Annotated in this window: 27 protein-coding genes; 16 read left to right on the top strand and 11 right to left on the bottom strand. The window is 53.8% G+C overall.

Going from position 1 to position 22,699, the window contains the following annotated elements; translation table 11 throughout:
- Positions 1-25 precede the first annotated feature (25 nt).
- The 3 genes from ACEWZM_RS10215 to flbT all read left to right on the top strand — a co-directional run bounded on the left by ACEWZM_RS10215 (position 26) and on the right by flbT (position 1,690).
- Complete coding sequence (locus ACEWZM_RS10215; RefSeq protein WP_414006326.1) at positions 26-829, top strand: flagellin N-terminal helical domain-containing protein; 804 nt, start codon at positions 26-28, stop codon at positions 827-829.
- A gap of 82 nt (positions 830-911) precedes the next feature.
- Positions 912-1,283 (top strand): flagellar biosynthesis regulator FlaF, encoded by a 372-nt coding sequence (gene flaF / locus ACEWZM_RS10210; protein WP_414006325.1) that lies wholly within the window; start codon positions 912-914, stop codon positions 1,281-1,283.
- A gap of 2 nt (positions 1,284-1,285) precedes the next feature.
- On the top strand, positions 1,286-1,690 hold the full coding sequence (gene flbT / locus ACEWZM_RS10205) for a flagellar biosynthesis repressor FlbT (RefSeq protein ID WP_414006324.1): 405 nt from the start codon (positions 1,286-1,288) through the stop codon (positions 1,688-1,690).
- A gap of 865 nt (positions 1,691-2,555) precedes the next feature.
- Here the strand turns inward: flbT and ACEWZM_RS10200 are convergent.
- Positions 2,556-3,884, bottom strand: a complete 1,329-nt coding sequence (locus tag ACEWZM_RS10200) for a FliI/YscN family ATPase (RefSeq protein ID WP_414006323.1) — start codon at positions 3,882-3,884, stop codon at positions 2,556-2,558.
- Between the two features lie 88 nt (positions 3,885-3,972).
- On the opposite strand from ACEWZM_RS10200, the gene ACEWZM_RS10195 reads away from it, so the two are divergent.
- Genes ACEWZM_RS10195 through ACEWZM_RS10155 form a run of 9 tightly spaced genes read left to right on the top strand, consistent with a single transcriptional unit; the run spans position 3,973 to position 8,552 of the window.
- Entirely contained in the window at positions 3,973-4,362 is a 390-nt protein-coding gene (locus ACEWZM_RS10195; protein ID WP_414006322.1) for a FlgB family protein, read from the top strand.
- Between the two features lie 12 nt (positions 4,363-4,374).
- A complete protein-coding gene (gene flgC / locus ACEWZM_RS10190) occupies positions 4,375-4,767 on the top strand; it encodes a flagellar basal body rod protein FlgC (protein WP_414006321.1) in 393 nt (130 codons plus the stop codon).
- Positions 4,768-4,811: 44 nt separating this feature from the next.
- On the top strand, positions 4,812-5,108 hold the full coding sequence (fliE, locus tag ACEWZM_RS10185) for a flagellar hook-basal body complex protein FliE (RefSeq protein ID WP_414006320.1): 297 nt from the start codon (positions 4,812-4,814) through the stop codon (positions 5,106-5,108).
- 4 nt (positions 5,109-5,112) lie between these two features.
- Complete coding sequence (locus tag ACEWZM_RS10180; protein WP_414006319.1) at positions 5,113-5,385, top strand: flagellar biosynthetic protein FliQ; 273 nt, start codon at positions 5,113-5,115, stop codon at positions 5,383-5,385.
- Complete coding sequence (locus tag ACEWZM_RS10175) at positions 5,385-6,101, top strand: flagellar hook-basal body complex protein (protein WP_414006318.1); 717 nt, start codon at positions 5,385-5,387, stop codon at positions 6,099-6,101. Before ACEWZM_RS10180 ends, ACEWZM_RS10175 begins: the two co-directional genes overlap by 1 nt.
- 10 nt (positions 6,102-6,111) lie before the next feature.
- A complete protein-coding gene (gene flgG / locus ACEWZM_RS10170; protein ID WP_414006317.1) occupies positions 6,112-6,897 on the top strand; it encodes a flagellar basal-body rod protein FlgG in 786 nt (261 codons plus the stop codon).
- A complete protein-coding gene (flgA, locus tag ACEWZM_RS10165) occupies positions 6,897-7,313 on the top strand; it encodes a flagellar basal body P-ring formation chaperone FlgA (RefSeq protein ID WP_414006316.1) in 417 nt (138 codons plus the stop codon). Before flgG ends, flgA begins: the two co-directional genes overlap by 1 nt.
- A complete protein-coding gene (gene flgH, locus ACEWZM_RS10160) occupies positions 7,313-8,053 on the top strand; it encodes a flagellar basal body L-ring protein FlgH (protein WP_414006315.1) in 741 nt (246 codons plus the stop codon). Before flgA ends, flgH begins: the two co-directional genes overlap by 1 nt.
- A 10-nt stretch (positions 8,054-8,063) precedes the next feature.
- Positions 8,064-8,552, top strand: coding sequence for a flagellar basal body-associated FliL family protein (locus tag ACEWZM_RS10155; protein ID WP_414006314.1), 489 nt, complete (start codon positions 8,064-8,066; stop codon positions 8,550-8,552).
- Between the two features lie 77 nt (positions 8,553-8,629).
- Here ACEWZM_RS10155 and ACEWZM_RS10150 read toward each other — a convergent pair whose 3' ends face one another.
- The 10 genes from ACEWZM_RS10150 to ACEWZM_RS10105 all read right to left on the bottom strand — a co-directional run bounded on the left by ACEWZM_RS10150 (position 8,630) and on the right by ACEWZM_RS10105 (position 18,977).
- Entirely contained in the window at positions 8,630-9,031 is a 402-nt protein-coding gene (locus ACEWZM_RS10150) for a hypothetical protein (RefSeq protein ID WP_414006313.1), read from the bottom strand.
- Complete coding sequence (flhB, locus tag ACEWZM_RS10145) at positions 9,031-10,110, bottom strand: flagellar type III secretion system protein FlhB (RefSeq protein ID WP_414006312.1); 1,080 nt, start codon at positions 10,108-10,110, stop codon at positions 9,031-9,033. Before flhB ends, ACEWZM_RS10150 begins: the two co-directional genes overlap by 1 nt.
- Positions 10,107-10,886: a flagellar biosynthetic protein FliR gene (locus ACEWZM_RS10140; protein WP_414006311.1), complete on the bottom strand. Its 780-nt coding sequence runs from the start codon at positions 10,884-10,886 to the stop codon at positions 10,107-10,109. Before ACEWZM_RS10140 ends, flhB begins: the two co-directional genes overlap by 4 nt.
- The gene (gene flhA / locus ACEWZM_RS10135; protein ID WP_414008004.1) at positions 10,883-12,916 is read right to left on the bottom strand and encodes a flagellar biosynthesis protein FlhA; all 2,034 of its coding nucleotides are present in this window, start codon (positions 12,914-12,916) and stop codon (positions 10,883-10,885) included. Before flhA ends, ACEWZM_RS10140 begins: the two co-directional genes overlap by 4 nt.
- A 73-nt stretch (positions 12,917-12,989) precedes the next feature.
- The gene (locus tag ACEWZM_RS10130; RefSeq protein WP_414006310.1) at positions 12,990-13,790 is read right to left on the bottom strand and encodes a transglycosylase SLT domain-containing protein; all 801 of its coding nucleotides are present in this window, start codon (positions 13,788-13,790) and stop codon (positions 12,990-12,992) included.
- 147 nt (positions 13,791-13,937) lie between these two features.
- A complete protein-coding gene (locus ACEWZM_RS10125; RefSeq protein ID WP_414008003.1) occupies positions 13,938-16,394 on the bottom strand; it encodes a hypothetical protein in 2,457 nt (818 codons plus the stop codon).
- The gene (gene motA / locus ACEWZM_RS10120) at positions 16,394-17,263 is read right to left on the bottom strand and encodes a flagellar motor stator protein MotA (RefSeq protein WP_414006309.1); all 870 of its coding nucleotides are present in this window, start codon (positions 17,261-17,263) and stop codon (positions 16,394-16,396) included. Before motA ends, ACEWZM_RS10125 begins: the two co-directional genes overlap by 1 nt.
- Before the next feature lie 77 nt (positions 17,264-17,340).
- The gene (locus ACEWZM_RS10115; RefSeq protein ID WP_414006308.1) at positions 17,341-17,988 is read right to left on the bottom strand and encodes a MotE family protein; all 648 of its coding nucleotides are present in this window, start codon (positions 17,986-17,988) and stop codon (positions 17,341-17,343) included.
- On the bottom strand, positions 17,988-18,443 hold the full coding sequence (locus ACEWZM_RS10110; RefSeq protein WP_414006307.1) for a hypothetical protein: 456 nt from the start codon (positions 18,441-18,443) through the stop codon (positions 17,988-17,990). The genes ACEWZM_RS10115 and ACEWZM_RS10110 overlap by 1 nt, the downstream gene beginning before the upstream one ends.
- Positions 18,444-18,452: 9 nt before the next feature.
- On the bottom strand, positions 18,453-18,977 hold the full coding sequence (locus ACEWZM_RS10105; RefSeq protein WP_414006306.1) for a flagellar basal body-associated FliL family protein: 525 nt from the start codon (positions 18,975-18,977) through the stop codon (positions 18,453-18,455).
- 118 nt (positions 18,978-19,095) lie between these two features.
- On the opposite strand from ACEWZM_RS10105, the gene fliF reads away from it, so the two are divergent.
- From fliF to fliP, 4 genes are read left to right on the top strand one after another with little or no spacing between them, the layout of a single operon-like run.
- Entirely contained in the window at positions 19,096-20,781 is a 1,686-nt protein-coding gene (gene fliF, locus ACEWZM_RS10100; RefSeq protein WP_414006305.1) for a flagellar basal-body MS-ring/collar protein FliF, read from the top strand.
- Positions 20,781-21,377, top strand: coding sequence for an ABC transporter ATP-binding protein (locus ACEWZM_RS10095; protein WP_414006304.1), 597 nt, complete (start codon positions 20,781-20,783; stop codon positions 21,375-21,377). The genes fliF and ACEWZM_RS10095 overlap by 1 nt, the downstream gene beginning before the upstream one ends.
- Positions 21,370-21,666 (top strand): FliM/FliN family flagellar motor switch protein, encoded by a 297-nt coding sequence (locus ACEWZM_RS10090; RefSeq protein ID WP_414006303.1) that lies wholly within the window; start codon positions 21,370-21,372, stop codon positions 21,664-21,666. Before ACEWZM_RS10095 ends, ACEWZM_RS10090 begins: the two co-directional genes overlap by 8 nt.
- The gene (fliP, locus tag ACEWZM_RS10085) at positions 21,663-22,406 is read left to right on the top strand and encodes a flagellar type III secretion system pore protein FliP (protein WP_414006302.1); all 744 of its coding nucleotides are present in this window, start codon (positions 21,663-21,665) and stop codon (positions 22,404-22,406) included. Before ACEWZM_RS10090 ends, fliP begins: the two co-directional genes overlap by 4 nt.
- Positions 22,407-22,699 lie beyond the last annotated feature (293 nt).

Raw genomic sequence — 22,699 nt, 5'->3', positions numbered from 1 at the left:
GCCTCTAATCAAAGGAATACATGCTATGTCCAGCATTCTGACTAACAGCGGCGCAATGGTTGCATTGCAAACCCTGCAATCTGTAAACAACAGCCTTGACGAAACCCAGAGCCAGATTTCGACCGGTAAACGGATCGGTTCGGCAAAGGACAACGCCGCCGTTTGGGCGATCTCCAAAACCATGGATTCGGATATCGCGGGTTACTCCTCGGTTCAGGATTCTCTCGGTGTTGGTGAATCAACAGTAGCAGTAGCTCTGTCCGGCGCAGAACAGATCGTTGAGACGCTGACTGAGATGCGGCAGCTGGCGATTTCCGCAAACTCGGAAAACGTTGACCACAGCAAGATCCAGGAAAGCATCACCAAGAAAGCGGCTCAGATCACTTCGATCATTGAATCCGCCGAGTTCAATGGTGCAAACCTGCTGAAAACTGCAAACCTGACTGTTCTTGGTGGGCTGGATCCTGCAGCGGATACGATTACGATTGCTGCGATCGACGCCGCAACGAATCTAGACGTTGGGACTATTACTGCAATCACTGACGTTGCGACGGGCTCAACTGCGTTGACCGAAATCGAGGGCCTGCTTAACAATGCTGTTGATGCAGCTGCTCAGTTGGGTGCGGATTCCAGCCGCCTGTCAGACCAGAGCATGTTTGTGTCCAAACTGTCCGACTCCCTCAAAATGGGTGTCAGCACAATGACCGACACAAATATGGAAGAATCGTCTGCGAGACTGAAGGCGCTTCAGACCCAGCAGCAGCTGGCGGTGCAATCATTGTCGATTGCAAACCAGGCTCCACAGACGCTGATGCAGCTGTTCCGTTAATAGCAGCATGATCTGGGGCGTTACCATGCGCCCCAGATCGCCTATCGCAGAGAATCTGTAGAACTACATGTTAGGATAACACGTGAATGCCCTTCTGAAGGCGAAGAGTGCCTATTCGGCGGCAAAGGCCCCGACGCGAACTGCAAAAAACCTAGAATACGAAGTTATTGCCAGAGTTACGCGGCGTATCGTCGCCGCAGCGCAAAAGGGAAAGCCAGGCTTTACTGAACTTGTCGCAGCGCTGACCGACAATCGCAAACTATGGTCGATCTTCACGGTAGAAGTTGCAAGTCCCGGAAATCCACTTCCGGAAGAATTAAAGGCTCAACTGCTCTCGCTCGGGGAATTCACCCATCAACACACTAGTAAAGTTTTGGCCCGCAAAGCGGACGTCAGGCTGCTGGTGGAAATCAACACGGCCATCATGCGTGGCCTACGCAGCGGAGCGTCCTGAATATGAGCGGATTGGTCCTGAAACTTGCCCCGAAAGAGAGGGTATTGGTGAATGGTGCAGTAATTGAAAACGGGGATCGGCGCAGCCGATTGTCCATTGTGACCCCCGATGCAAACATCCTGCGCCTACGAGATGCCATTCATCCAGAAGAAGCAAACACACCTGTGCGTCGTGTTTGTTATGCCGCCCAGCTTATCCTGTCTGGTGATGTCGATGGAGAAGAAGATCGACTAAAAATGCTTCGCCGGATTGAAGAGTTGAGCCAGGTATTCACTGACCCCGATAGTCGTGCATCCTTGGCCGAAGCAACCGATGCGGTTCTTTCTGACAACCACTATCGATGCCTGAAGGCGTTGCGGACACTGCTTCCTAGAGAAGATCGACTTATTGCCGTACGCCCATCATGAGTTCTCAGCCGATCATGTCATTCTAAGGCATTATCGGCTGGAATCTATTGCCATGGTGATGTGGCTTTCAATCAAAAATCCGTGCGACGATAATATTGGACAGAGTCCTTATATCATTCGTAGCTCAACACCTTATAAAATTTTAAATCAGAATAGTATCAAGTTCGATTGGAGACAATGCAGTTCTCTCTTTTATTGTATTGGCTAGAATTCAAGCTGGTTTGACTGCCTGTCGCTATCCCCACCAAACTCATACTGCAAACGTCTTTGATGAAATCGGTATGTTGCCTCTGTCCAACTAATAGGCTTGGCCTTAGGGCATGTGCAATCCATTGACCATTCTTCCGAACATGCTTTCAGAAAACGAGACAGACTGTGTTCACCAGGCTTAGGCCAGCAGTCTTAGGTACCTCGTGTACATTTTGAAATACCTGCTGCACACCTCACTTGATCATGCAATATCACTATCCGATTGATCCGAAACTTTCCTGAAGCGTCTCAGACCCATGCAGTAGTTGCTCGGATTGACCTCAGTCGCTGTTGGATTCTTGTAAATATAGTGTCCGCTCGATCCGGCGATAGAGCCGTACTCGATTGATCAAATGCTTTGTCACACCCAACGGTTTACTCACACAGGCTGCGCTCCAATCATATCGCACAGTAGATCAACGTCTGAAAAGCTCTCCGAAAGCGCTTTCAAGGACTGACAACAGCCTTGGTAACGCGGCCTTACCTAAGTTTCCGATCAAACCCGGCACTGGAGATCTCACCATAATCACACCCACAACCCTAGGCGAACGCAGCTATCGCACGGCTTGGCACAAGATGAAGCGCGATAGTCACTCATTGGTACGGTTCGTTGGTCTTAGCGAATCGCAACTGCACGGCGCACCATCAACATCAGACGGTTGAAGCTGCTCTTGACCCCTTCAGGGTCCGATTTACCAAAGAAAGAATCCAGCTCAGGCCATAGCTTTACGGCCTGATCGAGTGTGACATCGTTGCCTTCCGAATAGAGACCCGCCCGGATCATTACCTCGGACTGCTCGTACGCCCCCAGATACTTCCTGACATCCAATATAGCAGCGTTTTCTTCAGCCGAAGCTGCCGCTGGCAGGCTGCGCGAAACAGAGCGCGAAACATCTACCGCTGGAAAACGCCCTCGTTCGGCGATTTCCCGATTGAGCACGATATGTCCGTCCAAGACACCGCGCAAAATATCTGCAATAGGCTCGTCCATGTCTGACCCAGCTACGAGAACACTGAAAATGGCGGTGATATCACCCTGATCGTCCCGACCTGGGCCTGCCCGCTCACACAGGCCAGTAATCAAGGGTGTCACCGAGGGTGGATATCCACGTAGGGCCGGAGCTTCACCTGAGGAGACAGCAATCTCACGATGTGCCTCGGCAAATCGGGTCACGGAATCCGCAAGCAGCAAAACATTTTTGCCCTGATCCCGGAAATATTCCGCCACAGCCATAGCGGACCAAGCACAGCGACGGCGGATCAGGGCAGATTGATCAGACGTCGCTGCTACAACGACCGCGCGTTTCATGCCCTCGTTGCCGAGTACATCTTTCACGAAGTGATTGACCTCGCGGCCCCGTTCTCCAATCAGCGCAATAACAACCACGTCAGCTTCCATATTTTGTGCCAACGTAGCCAGAAGCGTGGATTTGCCGACACCTGAACCAGCAAAAAGACCAACGCGCTGCCCTTTCACAATCGGAAGAATCGTATTGAACACGGAAAGGCCTGTTGCGAGTCGCTCCCCCATAGAACGGCGCGAGGCCGCTTTTGGCGGCGCGGCCATCAGATCCCGCGTTGCTTCTCCCCGCATCATTGGTCGCCCATCCAGCGACTCACCGTACGGATCAATCACGCGGCCAATCCAACTATCAGACGGAGCAAAATCCGGCGTCGGGTGCAGCAAAACGGCATCTCCGACCGCGACGCGATCAGGTGCGGTGTCTGGCAACATACTGACTTCGCTACCAGAAATACGCATAACTTCACCCTCTAACGGGTCGCTGCCCGCCCTGCGCAGAACCAACCTATCTCCAATACGCGCCTTACCGTTCAATCCCGTTACCGTGATCGCGCCACCTGAAATTTCTGACACGCGACCTAACGCTGACGACAATCGTTTATTGGCCAAATCCTGGGTCAATGCGTTGATGGCTGAGATCATATTCTGGTGTCTCCAACTGTTCCTGAAAACAATTTCTAAAGGAATCAGGGTTAAGCCTTGATTGAAATTGATCGAGGGAGAAGCCCCGGTGTTTAAAGAACTGAACGTCTTTAAGATTGCCTACTCAATGGCGACCCATGCAGGGAAACGCCAGGCATTGGTGTCACAGAACATCGCCAATGCAGATACCCCTGGCTACCACGCCAAGGACATAAAGCCTTTCAAGGAAGTATACGCCCAGGGGTCACGCCCCGGCGATATGATTGCCAGCCGGTCCAACCACCTTAACGGTGCGTCCGGCGGCGGAATGGATTGGGCGGTGACCCAAACCAACGGCGGCAGTGATCCGAATAATAATTCTGTCTCGATCGAAACCGAAATCCTGAAGGGGGTCGAGGTAAAGCGACAGCACGATCGTGCATTGGCGATTTACAAATCATCGATGAACGTTCTGCGCAGCAGCCTTGGCCGGCGTTAAGGAGGCTAGATCATGAGCGAATTTTCAAAATCCCTTTCCGTCTCAGCAAGCGCACTAAAAGCACAGGCCAGCCGCCTGCGCCACGTGTCTGAGAACATATCCAACTCTGATACGCCCGGCTACCGCCGCAAAACCGTTCCATTTGAGTCAGTGCGTGATCTGCGTTCTGACGTAGAGAAAGTGGAAGTCGGCCCAGTGCGTCTTGATCGGTCCGATTTGGAGAAGGTTTTCGACCCATCCCACCCGCTGGCGGATGACAGTGGCCACTACGAAGGGTCAAACGTCAATCTGATGATCGAAATTGCCGACGCCCGCGAGGCACAGCGCAGCTACGAGGCCAACCTCAAGATGTTCGAACAGGGGCGGCAAATGTCGTCATCTCTGATGGATCTGTTACGCAAATAGAACCGAAATTTTCTGAAAAACCCTGATATACTTGGAGATCCAGAATGGATATTCGCAGTCTTTCCGCCACTACCGGCTACGCCGCCGCACGCCCCGCGACGAAAATTGATCCGGAGCACGTGCCAAACAGCGCCGAAGCACAAATCAAAGCGACCTTTGAGGACTTCACCAGCACGCTTCAGCAGAGCGAACAGGTATCGGTAACCGCGATGACCGGTAACGGCGATCCACACGCTCTGGTACAGGCGCTCGCACAGACCGAACTGGCCGTGGAAACCGCTGTGACCGTTCGCAACAAAGTCGTCGAAGCCTATCAGGAAATCCTGCGGATGCCGGTGTAAGCCCATGATGAGTGAAGGGCTTTTCTACGACACATTACGCCAAGCACTTTGGACCGCGGTAATGATGTCGACACCGATTCTGTTGGTTGCGCTTGTCGTTGGCCTGACCATCGGTCTGTTTCAGGCCCTGACATCGGTGCAGGAAATGACCCTGACCTTTGTTCCCAAGCTGACCGCAATTCTGATCGTTTTCTGGATGACCATGGGGTTCATGACGCAATCCTTGGTCGCCTTTTTTGATGGGCACGTCGTGCCGCTGATTACAGGAGGCCTGTAATGGGAGACACTGGTTACACCACCTTGTCCCGCCAATCGGGACTGATGCGTGAAATGCGCGTCGTGGCAAATAACATCGCTAACTCAGCCACAACCGGCTACCGGGCCGAAGGGGTTATTTTTTCGGAGTTCATTCAGTCTGCACCAGGCCAGGAATCGCTGTCTATGGGGCGGGCAAATATCCGCAATACCTCCATGGCGCAGGGAGCTCTGGCTCAATCAGGGGGCGATTTGGACCTTGCGATTGAGGGCGACGGATACTTCATGGTCGAGACGCCCATGGGGGAACGGCTGACCCGTTCTGGCGCATTTTCTACCAATGCCGAAGGCGATTTGGTCACGATGGATGGCTACCGCGTTCTGGACGCCGGTCGCGCACCTGTTTTCATTCCTGGAGACGCCAAATCTGTCAAGTTCGGCGCTGATGGTACCCTGAGTGCGGATGGCCGAGCACTGGGCCAGATTGGCGTTTTCAAACCGGAAGAAAATTATCAGATGATCCGTGAAGACGGGGTCATGTTCCGGGTTGACGGAGAAATCGAAGTCGCTGGTGAAGCTCGTGTTCTTCAAGGGTTTCTTGAAGGCTCAAATGTGAACGCTATTTCTCAGTTAGCACGCATGGTTGAAATTCAGCGCGCCTATGAAATGGGCCAAAGCTTTCTTCAGTCCGAAGACGAACGAGTCCGCAACGCCATCAAAAATCTGATTAAATCGTAGGAGTAAGCCCATGCGCGCCCTAAAGATCGCCGCAACCGGAATGACCGCGCAGCAACTGCGCGTTGAAACGATTTCGAACAACCTCGCCAATATGAACACCACTGGCTACAACGCCCGTCGTGCGGAATTCGCTGACTTGCACTATCAACAGGTTACGCGCGCGGGAACCGTGAATGCCTCTGATGGGACCGTCCTACCCACCGGGGTTCAGGTTGGCCTTGGTGTGCGCGCTTCGGCTATCTCAATTCACTTGGCCCAAGGTGCGCTGGCCCAGACAGGTAACGATCTGGATGTCGCAATTGATGGGAAAGGATATCTAGAAGTATCCCTGCCATCGGGTCAGTCGGCCTACACACGCGACGGTGCACTAAAGCGATCGGCAGAAGGTCTGATCGTGACCTCCGACGGGTTTACCGTATCGCCAGATATCACCATCCCCAGCGATGCGCGCAATGTGTCGATCAACGCTGATGGGGAGGTCTACGCCTATTTCGACGAAACCGCAGAGGGCCAATTGATGGGCCAGCTGACACTCGCCGGCTTCTCCAATCCAAAAGGTTTGGAAGCGCTTGGCAGCAACCTCTTTGTTGAAACTGAAGCGTCAGGAGCGGCCACAGTGGCATCACCAGGTGAAAATGGCCTCGGGACACTGCGGCAGGGCTATCTGGAAGCAAGCTCAGTGGATTCCGTCCGCGAGGTTACCGAACTGATCGAAGCCCAGCGCGGCTATGAAATGAATGCCAAAGTCATCTCTGCAGTCGACCAGATGATGGGCGCAACGACGCAGGTACGCTGATGAAACGGATTCTCGCCATTGTGATGCTGTTCTGCGCCCAACCTGTTTGGGCGGACATTCTGGTACCCGTGCGTACCATCCGTGCCAAGGAAATCGTGACGGCAGAGGATCTGGTTCTAAAACAGGCAGAAGTGCTGGGCGCAATCTCAGACCCAACTCTGGTTATCGGCCAGGAGGCCCGTGTGGCGCTCTATGCAGGGCGGCCGATGCGCGTTGGCGACGTTGGCCCTCCGGCCATCGTAGAACGCAACGATCTTGTCACCATCCGTTTCAAACGTGGCGGTCTCACCATTATGGCCGAAGGTCGCTCGCTTGGCCGTGGTGCCGATGGCGAGGCAATCCGTGTCATGAACCTATCGTCACGCACAACCGTCAGCGGGCGTATCGCCGCCGATGGATCAGTTGAGGTAAACTAATGAAAACTCGAATTCTCTCAGCCAAGACTGCCCTCTTGGGCGTGGTTATGCTCAGCGCTTGCGGACGGTTTGACCATGTCGGCAAACCACCTACTTTCAGCCCTGCCAATGAATCACCTGAACACGTCGCGATGCTGTTTCAAGGCTTGCCTGTCGACACACAGACCCAGCGTCCGGTCGATCAGGCTTCGCTTTGGAGCGGATCACGTCGATCGCTGCTGGGAGACCGCAGAGCAACGAAACAGGGTGATATCCTGACGGTCGTGATCGAAATCGACGAAGAGGCCGAAATATCCAACGACACCAAGCGTTCGCGTTCCGGTTCGGAGAGCTTGGCAGTGCCACAGCTGCTTGGTCTACCACAGCGATTGGATCGGAAGTTGCCTGAAGGTGCGAGTATGGCGGATGCCGTCGACATCGGCAGTAGCAGCAGCTCCGGTGGCAAAGGGTCCGTAAAGCGCAGCGAGAAGCTGGAACTGCGTGTCGCAGCTACAGTCGTGGATGTTTTGCCAAACGGGGTGTTGGCCATCAGCGGTACACAGGAACTGCGCGTGAACTTCGAGATGCGTGAACTGCTGGTAACCGGCTATGTCCGACCCGATGATATTAGCCGTCAAAACGAGATCACCTACGACAAGATCGCCTCTGCTCGCGTCTCCTATGGTGGCCGCGGTCAAATCACCGATGTCCAACAACCGCGTTACGGTCAGCAAGTGCTGGACGTGATCCTGCCATTCTGAGGCCTGCACCATGTTGTCAAAACTATTACCAGTCATTTTGCTCTTGGTCGGGACCGCTGGCGGAATCGGTGCTGGAATCATGCTGGCCCCGGCGCCCGCACCGGAAGAGCACGCAGAGGGTGGCGAAGAACATGCCGAAGAAGTAACACCCGAACTCCCCGGAGAAGGGGAAGAGCAGCACGAATATATCAAGATGGCGAACCAGTTCGTTGTCCCCGTCGTCGAACGGGAGCAGCTGTCGTCGCTGGTGGTGATTTCTCTCAGCCTGGAAACCAAGCCTGGTATGAACGAAAAAATTCATGCCTATGAGCCAAAGCTGCGGGATGTATTCCTTCAAGTTCTCTTCGATCACGCGAACATGGGTGGGTTTCGCGGCGCTTTCACTCGATCAGATATGCTGACACCGTTGCGGACCGCATTGCGAGAGGCGGCCCAACAGCAACTGGGCAAAGACATCTATGATGTCTTGATTGTCGAGATGTCACGACAAGACGTCTAGTCTCCACCAACCCCAATTCATAAAAAAGGCCGGCTCGCTTGAACCGGCCTTTTTACATCGTCACTCTGCAATCTAATTCAGTCCATATTCATCAGACGATTGTGCAGTTTCTGAGCCATGTCTTTTTTGTGCCGCTGGCGCTCCTGGGTCGCCATTGTCTCTACGGCATGCTTACGTCCAAATGCCTTACGCAATTTGTCCATCGCGCGAAGTTTTTGCGCCGTGATCTGAGCCAGTTCCATGTTCAGTTGTCGGCGTGTTTTGCTATGCCAGCTTTGCCATAGCAGATCCGCGCCAAGTGCTTTCATTGCATGGTCAGAGTTTGCCATCTCACGGGTTTCTTTGATCTGCCGATCCAGTTTTGCCAGTTGACCACGTAACTGTGCCTCGGCATCGAGAACAGGCTTCACTTTGGCATGTTCCTGCAAATACATAGCCTGGGTTACGTCAGCCATCTGATCCAACATTTTCTGTTTCATCAAACCATCCCCTTGGCCCGTTTACGCATTTCTTCCGCGAAACGGATCGCGGCGGCTACCGGTGCGTAATGCTCTTCCTGAATTTCACTGCCAATCTCAACCGCAGCATGTAAGGCGCGTGCGGTGGGCGGATCGCTGTGAATAGGCACTCCATTTTCGTTCGCAACTTCACGAATGACTGCGGCAACCTCATCCACACCTTTGGACACACATATTGGCGCCTGCCCCGGCTCTCGATCCCACTTCAGGGCGACTGCGTAATGGGTCGGGTTAACGATAACAACGTCAGCCTCTGCCACGTCGGCCACGCCTTGGCTCATTGCAAGTTGTTGGGCTTTCTGTCGACGCGCAGCCTTCATATGAGGGTCGCCGTCGGAATCCTTACCTTCGTCCACAAGCTCTTGACGAGACATCATATTTTTACGGTTGTGCTCCGCCTGCTGAAACGACGCATCTATGACGCCGATGCCAAGTGCAATTATCAACGCGAGAATCAGAAACTCGAGCGCCAGCTGGGCCATCATCAATACGATAACAAACGCACCGGTAGCCGAGGACGCGATCATGTCCGGAAGCCGGTAGTTGAGATAAACTCCCATGCAAATCGAATAGAGCACCAACTTCACGCTGCTCTTGAAGAACTCAAACAGGCCTGCGCGCCCGAACTTGTTCTTGGCATTGGAAATAATCGAAATCTTGGACAGCTTCGGTTCCAGTTTACTTGGTGCAAAAACCAGAGCCCGCTGTGCGAGGATCGATAGCAGCACAGCAACCATCGGAACGATAAAGATCGGCAGGCTGGCGGTCCCCACGGCCATCATGATCCCACCGACTGGTACCGTGCCAGCTCCACCAAAAAACAATTTGGCCAGCCGGTCCGGCTGATCAAGGAACGACATTAAGATCGTACCTATTTCTTCGACAACATCTGCACCAGCTACATGTATCGCGACGATCAAGCCTAGATACGCTGCCGCGACAGATAGATCAGTCGACTTGGGAACGTCACCCTTTTTTCGAGCTTTCTCAAGCTTCTGAGGTGATGGTTCATATGACTTGTCTGAATCATCGTCGCTCATGGCATCCCCCGACCCGGATTAGCAAAGAACGACATTAAGGCCGTACTCCAGATATCCAATATCATTGGACTGGCCACCATCAGAATAGAGAGTCCCCCGAAGGTAACCACCGGCGCACCAACAAATGCCACCATCAAAGCAGGCATTGCTCGATTGATGACACCCAGTGTCAGATTATACACCAGTGAACCAATCAAAAACGGCGCAGCCAGAGAAAACCCCATCGCAAAGGTGCGCGATACCCGGTGCACGCCCCAATCCGATATCCCCGAAGCGGCTGGAAATTCTCCAACTGGAAACATCGTGTAGCTGTAGATCATGAATTCGGCGACGCGGATATGAAGGCCCAACATGACTGCAAGAGCCAATCCGGATATCAACAACACAGCGCCAATGGCTGGCATCGGTTCTGCGCCAATCCCACCAAGAACCTGCGCCAGCGACGTCGACTGCGCAGCAAGCGTGCCGGCAAGCTGGATCGCGTGAACAAACATGCGAATTGAGACGCCCAGCGCCAACCCGACAACTGCTTCGCTGAAGGCGAGAGTCGCGTATTGCAAGGGACTGGCCGGTTCCGGCAGCAGCGGCAAAGAAGGCGCAACAATAAATGTGAAGGCCAGAGAAATTGCCAGTTTTATACGTGCCGGCACGTATTTTTCTCCAAAAGCCGGCAACACAGAGACCATCGCAGCAACGCGTAGAAAGACGATAGCTCCATGCCAAAAGCCGGCACCCAAAAGGGCAACCAGCTCTGGTGGCAGAAAGTCCAGGCTCATGCGGGGACCATACCTACCAAGGCCGGTCTCGCCTCAAGCCCGATTTCTTCGAATGACAAAACCGGATTGAGGATACCACGGGATTTCAAAATCGTCCTTAGATACCGGCGGCGGCGGGTAGAGGTCACGACAGCTGCAAAGACACCTTGTTCGGTTGTTGTGTTCAAGCGATCACTCAACCCTTCGGCCAATCGGTTGAACTGATCCGGTGGCAGAGCGATATCCACTGCCCCTCCCTGGGCATCAATCTGGTAGGTGGAGAATGTCTCCTCCCACTCAGGTGCCAGCTGAATCAGCGGAATTGTTCCATCCTCGCGTTTCATTTCCCCAACCAGTTGGAAGCCCAGCCGCTGTCGCACATGTTCGCAAATGATTTCTGGCTGGGTCGTGTGCGAGCGTGCCTCGGCAATACTCTCCAGAATCAGCGGCATATTGCGAATAGACACTCGTTCTTCCAAAAGCAGACGTAGAACGCTGTGCAATGTATCAATCGGAACCTTATCCGGTACCAATTCATCCAAAAGCTTGCGATTGGCCTCGGCGCGGAAGTCATCTGTCAGATCTGTCATCTCATTCAGTAGCCGACGTAGCGATTTCAGTGTCAGCAGGCGTGGGAAGTTCTGCTTGATTACTTCCAACAGATGGGTTGCGAGAATTTCCGGCGCAGTCACAATCGTCGCGCCAGAGAGCGCTGCTTGCTCTTGGCTCTTTGCGGAAATCCAGCGCGCAGGAGCACCGTATACCGGTTCTGTAACGTCTGTTCCGGGTGGCAGAGCATCATGATTATCTGGCATCAACGCCAGAACCATTTCCGGATGTAGAATCCCGCGCACCTGTTCGACGCCTTGAATCTTGATAAGATAGGTTCCAGTCAGCAGCTCCGGTTCATCGGTCAAACGAATTTCTGGCAGGATCAGCCCAAATGTCGTCGCAACATGCGTACGCATATTGGCAATACGGGCATCCAGCCCAGTTCCGGCATCCAAAACCATGCTCACGAGATCCGGAGCAAATTCCAGATGCAGATCATCCAAATCGAGGATGTCACCAAGAGCCCGGTTCTCCTTCGGCTCCATGACTTCTTCGATCTGTTCCTCCATTTCCGCTTCTTCGCGGTCTTTGAGGTTCTTGGACATTTTGTAGGCTGTGTAACCTAGCACCGCTCCACCAACCATGAAGGGAATAAATGGCAAGCCCGGGACCAGGGCGAATAGGCTCATCAGAACGGCAACCGTTGCCAAAGCCGCCGGGTGTTTGCCGAGCTGATCAGCCAGGGCAATATCGGTCGATCCGGTCGCGCCACCACGCGCCAACAGCAAAGCAGCCGCAATCGAAATGATGACCGAAGGGATCTGTGAAACCAGACCATCGCCAACCGTCAGAATAGCGTAGGTTTCAAAGGCGGATACGACAGGCATGCCATGAACGATCACACCCATGATCAGACCCATGATCAAGTTTAGCAGCGTGATCAGTAGGCCAGCAACGGCGTCCCCTTTGACAAATTTGGACGCACCATCCAGCGAGCCAAAGAACGTTGTCTCGCGCTGTTCTGCTTCGCGCCGAGAGCGTGCAGTCGCATGGTCAATAGCACCAGCAGACATGTCACTATCAATGGCCAACTGCTTACCTGGCATCCCGTCCAGAGCGAAGCGAGCCCCAACCTCAGCCATTCGCGCCGCACCTTTGGTGATGACCATGAAGTTCACGATCAACAACACGCCAAAGACAACGAGACCTAGGAAAACGCTGCCCCCCATAACGAACTGGGCGAACCCTTCAATCACGCCTCCCGCAGCATCGGTGCCCGTGTGCCCCTGGCCAATGATTAGTTTTGTGGAGGACACATTCAGTGACAGCCTCAACATCAGCGAAGCCAGTAGAATCGTCGGAAAGGATGAGAAATCCAGTGGGCGTTCAATGAACAGGGTGATCGTAAAGATCAGGATCGCCAGCCCAAATGAAGCCGCCAGACCGATATCCAGAACCCAGGCCGGCATTGGCAAGATCATCATTACGATAATCGCCATCAGCGCGAGTGCCAGCAACACGGTTGGGCTGAACAGTTTTTGAATGTCTATGTTTGGCACGAAAATTAAGACCTTATTTCAATATGATAAGCGCTTGCGCCGAAGCACCCCCGCCGTTCAAAGGTACGAGGGATCCCAATCGGGCTGCGCCCGCGGACGATTCTCCCTGCACGATCAAGGGTGAGGGATTGTGAAGCATCGCTAGCGGCTGGGGCGCTGTGAACGTGGCGCGTTGGCGCTCAACCGGAAGCGCGGCGACCGTCTCTACCGGCTTCAGATCAGCGCGAACCCGATCGAAACGTGCGGTGTAGCGATTTGCGTAAGTTGGGGTGCGTGAATGATAGGCCCCCGCTGCCTGCGACCAATCACCAAATTCACCATGCAGATCCCGCAAGAAGCGCGCAGCATATTGTGCGTTGGCAAGCGGGTCGAACATCTGGTCGATGGAGTCAAATGCCTGGCCATGCCATTTGAAATTGATCTGAAAGCAACCAACGTCAAAACTGCGAGCGCCGCGTTTGAAGTGAGAGAAAACATAGGCTCTGGCTTCATCCTCGGTCTGAAACCATTTGCCGGCCCCTTCCATATTGACCGTCCACGGCCATGGCTGGAGCCCTTTTTTGCTACCACGTCCGGTTTCGGTTCTGGTAATGGCACGAAGGACGTCCAACGGAACGCCCTGGTCACGAGCCGCGCGTCGCGCAGCTAAGTCACATAAAGCGGAAACCTGCTGTGAAGCCGCATCTGTACGATGCGGTGCAAGCAGTATCGCAAACCCGAAGACAGCACAGAAAAGCGCTGAATACGTCAGCCAACTGGCTGCACAGCGGACACACTGCCGCTGCTCTCTAAAGTAAAAGTTCGATCTCGGCATTCTGCCTGTCCAAATGAGGATTCACCCTAAGACCGAGCCTAAGGTCAGAGCGTTGACAAACAGTTATCGCCATATGCACTAAGACCGCCTGAAACAGGCGGTCCTAAGATCGTTTATGCGGTCAGGATTGTGGGTAACTATGACTATTTATGATCCGTCGTCCGACACATCAGAATCACGCGTCACCTTTTGGAGAAGGTCAGCTATTCCACCGCGCGTGCCTTCACTGCTTTCAACCAGCGCCCTTGCATGGGCCAGTGGCGTGAGGCCAGTGGGTTCTTTCGCAGTTTCTTCGATCTGCGTCGTCACCCTCGCGACGCCACCGAATTGTTCTGCGACCTCACTATCGATCGTGGCCAAGTTATCCCGGTCCTCTGAATGCCAAAAGCCACGCGCTGCTGCATCACTCTCGTCCTCTTCCAACAGATACTCGCCAGCCCGAGCATACTCACCATTCCGCCAAAGAGCCTCGGCGCGCAGTTTATTGGCGTCAGAACCAGATAGGCCCATCAATTCAACCAATGCGGAATGCGGCTTATCCATTATCAAGGCGGCCTTGGCCAAGATCAACCGACGTTTGGTATTGCCTGGTTCCATCGCCAGTTTCTTGAGAACGGATTGCGCCTGCTGAGCAAAACCCAAATCAAGAAGGCGTTGTGCGATAATATCAGCGACCGGTGCAACCTCTGCTGGCGTTCCATTTGCAGCAATGACCAACGCATATTGCAGGAAGGTCACATCATCTGCGCGCTCTGTAAGCAGCGTCAGCAAAGGCTCAATAGCTCCGGTACGCGCAGCGAGACCATCACGGCGGCTTAGTAAATCCAATTCCGTAAAACTATCGTGGAATTGCCCAGTCAATGCCAATGCAGCGACCACAGCCCGCCGTAGATCAACCCCCAGCTGGCTGTCACGATTCTCGACCTCATATGAGGCTGCCAGGTCGGGGACGTCTGGTGACAGAGCTGACCGCTCAGTAAAGCTAAGATCGATCAGCTCGATCAACGCACGCGGAGCGTTTTCAGTCCGTTCCGCAACTTCTTCTGTTAGCTCTTGAGCGACGGTTTCAACATCGCCTTCCAGTTTTGCAATCTCAGCCTCTGCGAGGTTGATTTCTGGTATCTTTTCGACGCCGGTCCGATCCACGGAACGCAAGGCAGCACCAGCCAGATGCGGGTCGCCTGCCTTAGCAAAAAGCGTGCTGATACGCGGCCCAACCTGAATACGTAGATGTGCAGGCAATTTCGCAAATGCCTGCTGGATCGCATCTGTCTTTGCGTTTTTCTTAATCACCCCATCCGCAAGCGCAGCCCAAAGAGCAACTTCGCTGTCGCACACATGTTGTCCCGAGAAGATATGGTTGATCTCAAGCTTTTGGCCATCCAGTACCGCGCCCATCGCCGTCAATGCGATTGCATTGTCATGCTCAGCTGCGCCCGAGGGCATCATGCGCAAAATTGCCTGAGCTTCTGCACCAAAACCGAAGAAGAGATACGCCTTTGCCAACCGCAAGACAGCGGCAGGGTCAATATCATCGAACTCCCGTACCAAATCGGCACGAAGTGGAGATATCTGATCAGAGAAGGGTTCATCAGTACCCCACTTGTGTACGGCCAATTGGTTGCTGGGCAAACAATGTTTCGACTGGCCGTCAGAATCCGATCTTCGGGCGATGAGGCCGCTTTCCCGATCAACCGAAGAGGTGACAGATACCTGATCAAGAGGATTGAGAGGGCGATCACGACCGCTTAGAGGGTCCAGAATATGACCGTCCTGGCCGTTGTGCACGTCTATGCCAACCAAGTCGAGCAGACCTTGATTGGTTGCACGACTTATCTGTTGCAGCAGTCGTAGTTCAGATTCGTTGACCGTAGCCGCTCTCTCTGATTCTGAGAGATCAAGCAACATATCCGTATCAACCTGTATCGGCACTGGTGCCGGTTTGGTTTCTGGTTGAACCTCTGCCAAAGACGTTTCGGATGATCCGGTATCTGTCATCTTGGTTGCAGGGCGTGTGAGATCTAGGGGTAGTGTTACAACTGACGGCGATCCCGCTACGGTAACGGGGATACGTTGAGCTTGATCGGCTGAGGTGTCATCATCTGATGTAAGGCCCGCCAAACCGAGCGCGGCGCGCGCATCTGCAGCAGCGCGTGCTGCAAGGTTAAAACGATACCCGGTGCTATTGGTGTTTCCGGGTAAAAGCGGCAAAGTTGGTCGCGCCGTTGTCCGCACCCCAGTGTTCGCGGAACCGTCAGCGATATCGACCACCAGGTAGCCGTCTTTTTGTACAAAAGACGTTACCTCGCAGGCGCAACCCAAGTTCAATTGAAGCGGTTGTCCCGGCCCATCTTGCGACACTGCCTGCAGGCGCGTGCGCGGGATAAGATCGAAAATCCGCGACGTATCAAACACAACCGTTGGCGTATCAATGACGACCTGAACTGATTGACCAGACTGACGCAGTGACCAGGGCGCACCATTTGGCAGTCGCATGACAAGCCGGGAAAACCCGTCATGCTCCCCCGAACGAGCTACTACGGTCTGAGCATCCGCAGATGCAGCAGCCATAGCTATCACCAAAATGGTCAGTGCGCGCCACATCATGCTGCGTCCTGTTTCACCGATTTCAACGCATCTTCGAGCTCAGAAAACCCAGGGCGAATGTGCGATGGCGTATTCTGTCGACCCACTTCGATACAGATGGCCGCCGCATGGTTATGCAGATTTGCCACCAGCACTTCGCGAATGAGGGAGTAAAAATGTCCGTCCTCCTCGACCACTGACTTAACCTTGCCCGCGAAGGGGCCAACCAGGCCGTAGGCTAGGAAAACACCAAGGAATGTTCCAACGAGAGCGCCACCAATCAGTTTACCCAGAACCTCTGGAGGTTGGTCGATAGATCCCATCGTTTTAATAATGCCGAGAACCGCCGCAACAATGCCAAGCGCAGGAAGACCATCCGCAAGCGTTTGCAGCGCATGACTGGAGTGCAGCGCATGGTGCAAATTCGCTTCGATTCGCTTTTCCAGAACTTCCTCGACCTGATGTGGATCATCATAGTTCATCGACGCTGAGCGCATGGTGTCACTGATCAGATTTACGGCCTCTTTATCGGCGAGGATTTTTGGATACCGATTGAAAACGGATGAGTTTTCCGGATCCTCGATATGCTGTTCAACCTCTACAGGGTTTGCCCTTGCGATCCGAATTAAGGAAAATAGCAGACACAGTAGATCCCGATAATCCTCTGGCTTCCACTTGGGGCCTTTGAACACTTTACCGAGGTCTTTCAGCGTATGTTTGACGCCACCCATATCATTGCTAATCAGAAAGGCGCCAGCGCCGGCCCCACCGATCATCATCAGTTCGAATGGCATGGCCTTGATGATGATTGCCATCTTGCCACCAGCGAGGAGATATCCCCCAAACACCATGACAAAGATAACCACGATGCCTACAATACCGAGCATTAGGTCCACTCCGAATTTCGTTAATTTCTACAAGTTTAGGCGATTCATGTTAAAAAAGCCTGAGGAGCAGCTGATGCTTACTCCTTTGGAACAGCCCCGTTGCGACCTGCCAGAACCACACTGATGGTATAGGCCGCTTGCGGGCTCAGACCTGCCATTATGCCCGCTGCTGCCTCGGGGCGCATGCGCGCCAAAAACCCAGCTGCAAATGCGGGATCCATTTCTTCGAATAAGGCCGATGATTCTTTTGGCTTCATCTGTTCATAGACTGACGTAAGGCGCGTCAAATCCGCTTCTGTCGCACCATCTGCAAGAGCAAGGGTAGACTTAAGCTTCTCCTCGGCATCTTCCAGCGCGACAAGTTTTTGCTCAATAGCATCATCAGCGATTTCAAGCGCCTTCATGCGATCTTCAATTTCAGCCTCACGCTCTGAAAGTGCCGCTTCACGTTCCTGGAAGGCCGCAAGCATATTTTGAAGCTCTGCTGACGATGGCATCGACCGCCCGTTCAGGGTGCCCTTGGCTTCATCCTTCAACGTCGATTCGTCTTGCAAATTGGCAACCTCTCGCGCAATCGCGGGGCCAGCCTCCAAGCCAAGGCGAACAATGGCCGACCCCATCAGCAATAGGGCAAGCATCATTAAGGCACTGCTGCGGGTTCGCTTGGAGCGCGTCGCCTTCGAAGGTTTAGCCTTTGATGCCGTTGTATTAATTGCCTTGGACATTACGCAACCCGACCTTGTGAACGGTTATGTCGAACAAACATCAAACCTGCGGGTTTGGCCGGTTCAGGCTCAGTAGCAGCTTCTGGTTCTGATTCCGCCTTATAAGCAGCGGCAAGCGCGTCACTTTCTTCTGCCGCAGCAGGTGCTGGCGTCTCGGCTTTTGGCTCAACCTCCGGCATATCATGCATGGACGCCATCATCAGCTCCAGTCGCTGCGCAACAGTTTCGGCACGCCCAGTCAATTGGGTCAACGCCTTGTTAGATCCATCCGACACGTGACGCGCAGCCAGCAGTGATTTATTCAGATCATCAACCTGCGCAGAAAGCACCGCAACGGCACCTCCGACACCTTTTTCCAGATCATTAAAACGCTTCAGTCGACGCGAGAGTACCAGGCAATAAAACCCTGCTCCCATGGCACCGGCTGCAAGCAGGATATCAGCAATCAGTTCCATCCCGTTCTCCTAGTTCAATACGAAGTCCATAATCAGCAAATCGCGCACCCGACCTTGTCCGGTTGCTATATTGATCCGCCGCAGCATCTGTGCGCGCAGTTTTGGCAATGCCATCGGATCGGTTAGATCCTCTAGCTCCAATGCCCTGAGATAACTGTTGAGAACGTCGACAACCCGCGGGAGAATTTTTTCGACCTCAGCCCGATGGGCAAGATCAACCTCCAGCTGAGAGCGGAAACGAAGGTGCTTTAGTCCACTTGCCTTGCGCAAGGTGATCACAATCGGTTCCATTTCGATAAAAGCGAGATTGGCGATATCTTCCGCCGACTCACCATTGTCCACGCCTTCTGGCGCCACTTCGGTCGCATCCACCCCTCCTGGGGCTGCGCTCTGACCAAAGGGAAGAAGGCCTGACTGGACAGCGAAGAATCCCCCACCAGCACCAACAACAGCAAGAACAACCCCGATAATAAGGGGCAGTTTGCTCTTTTTGGCTGGGGCGTCTTGTTCTGTGTCTACTACAGCGTCTGTCATGACTATCCCTAATACGTCGTGCCTCATCTTCTTAACTGGCGGACACTAACCGAATGTTAAGGGCAATCCGGCAAAAGGGTTGCACATCGGACAGAACGCCGATGCTACGGAGGTTAATGTGCAGCAGATCAAGAATGTCTGGGCAGGTTTGGACACGCGAAAACGCCTGATAGCCGTGGGGGCCACGGTAATCGTGATTCTCAGCGTCATGGCGATGTCCCGTGTGGCGAATACTCCCACGATGCAACTATTATACGCCGGGCTGGAAAGCGGCTCGGCTGGGGATGTAGTGCGCGCGCTGGAACAGCGCGGCACAGAATATGAGGTCCGTGGCGGATCAATTTATGTTCCGGCCTCGGCTCGTGATGAACTCCGCATGACATTGGCGAGTGAAGGCCTGCCAGCCAATGGTGGACGTGGTTACGAACTGCTCGATTCGCTAAGCGGATTTGGTACCACATCGCAAATGTTTGACGCCGCCTACTGGCGCGCAAAAGAAGGGGAATTGGCCCGCACTATTGTCGCCAGCCCCTACGTGACCCAAGCACGAGTCCATATCGCAAATACTGGATCAAATCCGTTCCAACGCACGGCTGAACCGACTGCCTCTGTGTCGGTTGTACCAATGGGATCACCCATTACACCCGCGCAAGCCAATGCGATTCGCTTTTTGATCTCATCTGCCGTGACCGGTCTCGCTGTAGAAAATGTAGCCGTCATCGATGCCAATGGCGCTTTGATCGGCTCACCTGAAGCAGCGGCCGCAGTAGGCGCGGGTACAGACGATCGCTCGCAAACGATTCGCGAACGGGTGATGCGCCTGGTTGAAGCCCGTGTTGGCCACGGCAACGCGGTTGTCGAGGTCAGCGTTGAGACGGTGACTGATACGGAGTCCATTCGTGAAAAGCGAATTGACCCCGAAAGCCGCGTAGCCATCAGCACCGATGTCGAAGAACGTGCAGATTCGTCGCAGAACCAATCAGGTGAGGTGACAGTCGCCTCCAATATACCGGATGGGGATGCAGCCTCTGGTGACGGATCGAAAGCCAGCACAAGCGCGACTCGGGAGCGGGTTAACTATGAAATTTCCGAAACCGAGAAAGAGATCCTGCGTGGACCTGGCGCTATCAAACGACTCACCGTCGCTGTTCTACTGAACGGCGTACAAACAACGACAGCAACCGGCGAATCCGTTATGGAACCGCGCTCGGAAGAAGAGCTCGGCGCGCTCCGTGAGCTGATCTCGGCAGCGGTCGGATTTAGTGAGGAGCGTGGCGACGTCATTACCTTGAAATCCATGGAAATGCCTACTGTAGAGCCACAGGGTACAGTTGTTAGTGCCTCTATCTTTGACAATATCTATCTGGACGCGATGTCTCTGATCCAGATGGCGGCCCTGGCGCTCGTTACGCTCATCCTCGGTCTCTTTGTCATTCGCCCGATCTTGTCGAATCAATCCAGCATTCCAGCGCTTGGTGCGCCTGAAGGAGGTGCGGCGGATGATCTGCCGGCAATTGGCGGAAGTGGTTTCATGGCAAATCCAAATCTTGGTGCCGATCTGGCCTTGGACGGTGAGATTGAAAACAACGAAACCGGTCAATTCGAACCCATGGGTGGCATGGGTATGGGTACCGGTATGGGAATGGGTGACATGGGTGGCATGGGCGATATGGGCGGACTACCTGCCCTCGGCGGTGGTGGCGAAAACCCCGTTGACCGCCTGCGCTCGATGATTGGTGAACGCCAAGAAGAAACTGTTCAGATCCTGCGCGGCTGGCTGGAAGAAAATGAGGAGCGAGTCTGATGACCATTGCCCATCTTCTTGAAAACTTTGCCATGGACACACCGGCCGTGCCGGTTGCCGAGGTGAGTGAAGAGGTGCTGGAAGAAGAGCGACTGGAATCCTACGAGAAGGGTTACAGCGCAGGCTGGGATGACGCGGTGACTGCTAAGGACAAGGAGAGCACGCATGTCTCCTCGGAGTTAGCAAGCTCGCTCGAAGACCTCAGCTTCACCTTCCACGAAGCACAGTCTCAGCTGCTCGAATCGCTAGACCCTATGTTTAAAGTCCTGACCAGCGCTGTCCTGCCCGATGCTATGGCAGCCAGTTTTGGCCACCATATCGTCGATCAGCTGACTGATATGGCCAAGAACCAGGCAGATCAGGCCATAAACATTGTTGTTTCTGCCGGCGAAGGAGCGACCGTAAGAGCCTTGCTGAGTAAGAATTTCACCGTGCCAGTGCAGGTCCGTGAGGATGTCGTTCTGTCAGCTGGTCAAGCCTATCTTAAGGTCGGCGGCATCGAACGTGAACTGAATAGCTTAGCCCTGACCGAATCCATTCAGGAGTCTATCGAGGCATTCACCTTCCACATCACAGAGGACAGCAAATATGGATAAGTCTGCTGAAATGAACAAAAAATCAGGCGACGCAGGCAATCCGTTTGTGTCAGTACCGGTCGAGGTCGTCGTCTCTGTCGGCAAAGCGCGGCCGTTGATCCGCGATCTGGTGAACCTTGGCGAGAACGCCATTTTAACTCTCGATAAACGGGTGGAAGATCCGGTGGATCTGTACGTTGGGGATCGCCTTGTCGCGAGAGGCCAATTGGAAGAGATGGAAGGCGAACAGGCAGGCCAACTGGCCGTGCGGCTGACAGAAATCGCGGATCTACAAAGCGGCCTGGGATGACACGCACTCTCCTTTTAGCTACTGCGCTGATAGCAGCGTTTGCCCTTGGATTACCGGGTGCAGCAAGTGCGCAGGATCTCAGCCTGTCACTTGCTGACGGGCAATCGATCTCGGCACGCTCGATCCAACTGATCCTTCTGATAACGGTCCTCAGTCTTGCACCAGGGCTGTTGATCATGGTGACCTGTTTCCCATTCTTGGTGACAGTCTTATCAATCCTGCGGCAGGGTATTGGCCTGCAACAGGCACCACCGAATATGCTAATGATCAGCCTTGCGCTTTTTCTTACCTATTTCGTTATGGAGCCTGTCTTTACCGAGGCCTGGATCAAAGGGATCAATCCGCTGGTCGAGGAGCGCCTAGATATCGAAACGGCCATCGAACGCGCGTTGCAGCCATTCCGTGTTTTCATGGCCGCGCGGCTTGATCCCGATACGTTCTACGCAATCGCGGACTTGCGACCTGCTACTGCGGGTATCGACCCTACCGCTGACGCGCCTTTGTCGACGCTGGTATCCAGCTTTATGCTCTCGGAAATTTCCCGCGCTTTTCAAGTTGGGTTTCTGGTTTTCTTACCGTTCCTGGTGATCGATCTGGTGGTAGCGGCAGTATTGATGTCGATGGGGATGATGATGGTCCCTCCCGCAGTCGTCTCTATGCCATTCAAGCTTGCATTTTTTGTTGTAGCAGATGGCTGGAGCCTGATCGCAAGCGCATTGGTACGCAGCTACTTTCCGTAACCAGACATAGTTACCTTCAAAAGTTAGCCCCCGGTCGTTATCGCGACCGGGGGCTTTTGCATGTAAGCACCACCCCATTGTGGATATAAAAACTACCTACTTCATATCGGTATCGCCACTTACCCTATGCCCAATCGTGGACAGCTGGGCAGGGCTTATCAACAAATACAAACCTTCGAAGGAACGGTGCCCGTAGATATCGCATAGCAGCATATGCAGCCCTCCGAATTCGGCCTTACCATTACCGGTCCTCCCTATACATGTTGGTCCTGACAGGGATCAGCGATCTGCAC

Source organism: Phaeobacter cretensis (assembly GCF_047372505.1).
Lineage (GTDB): Bacteria > Pseudomonadota > Alphaproteobacteria > Rhodobacterales > Rhodobacteraceae > Phaeobacter > Phaeobacter cretensis.
This window is presented reverse-complemented; position numbering and strand designations above follow the sequence as displayed.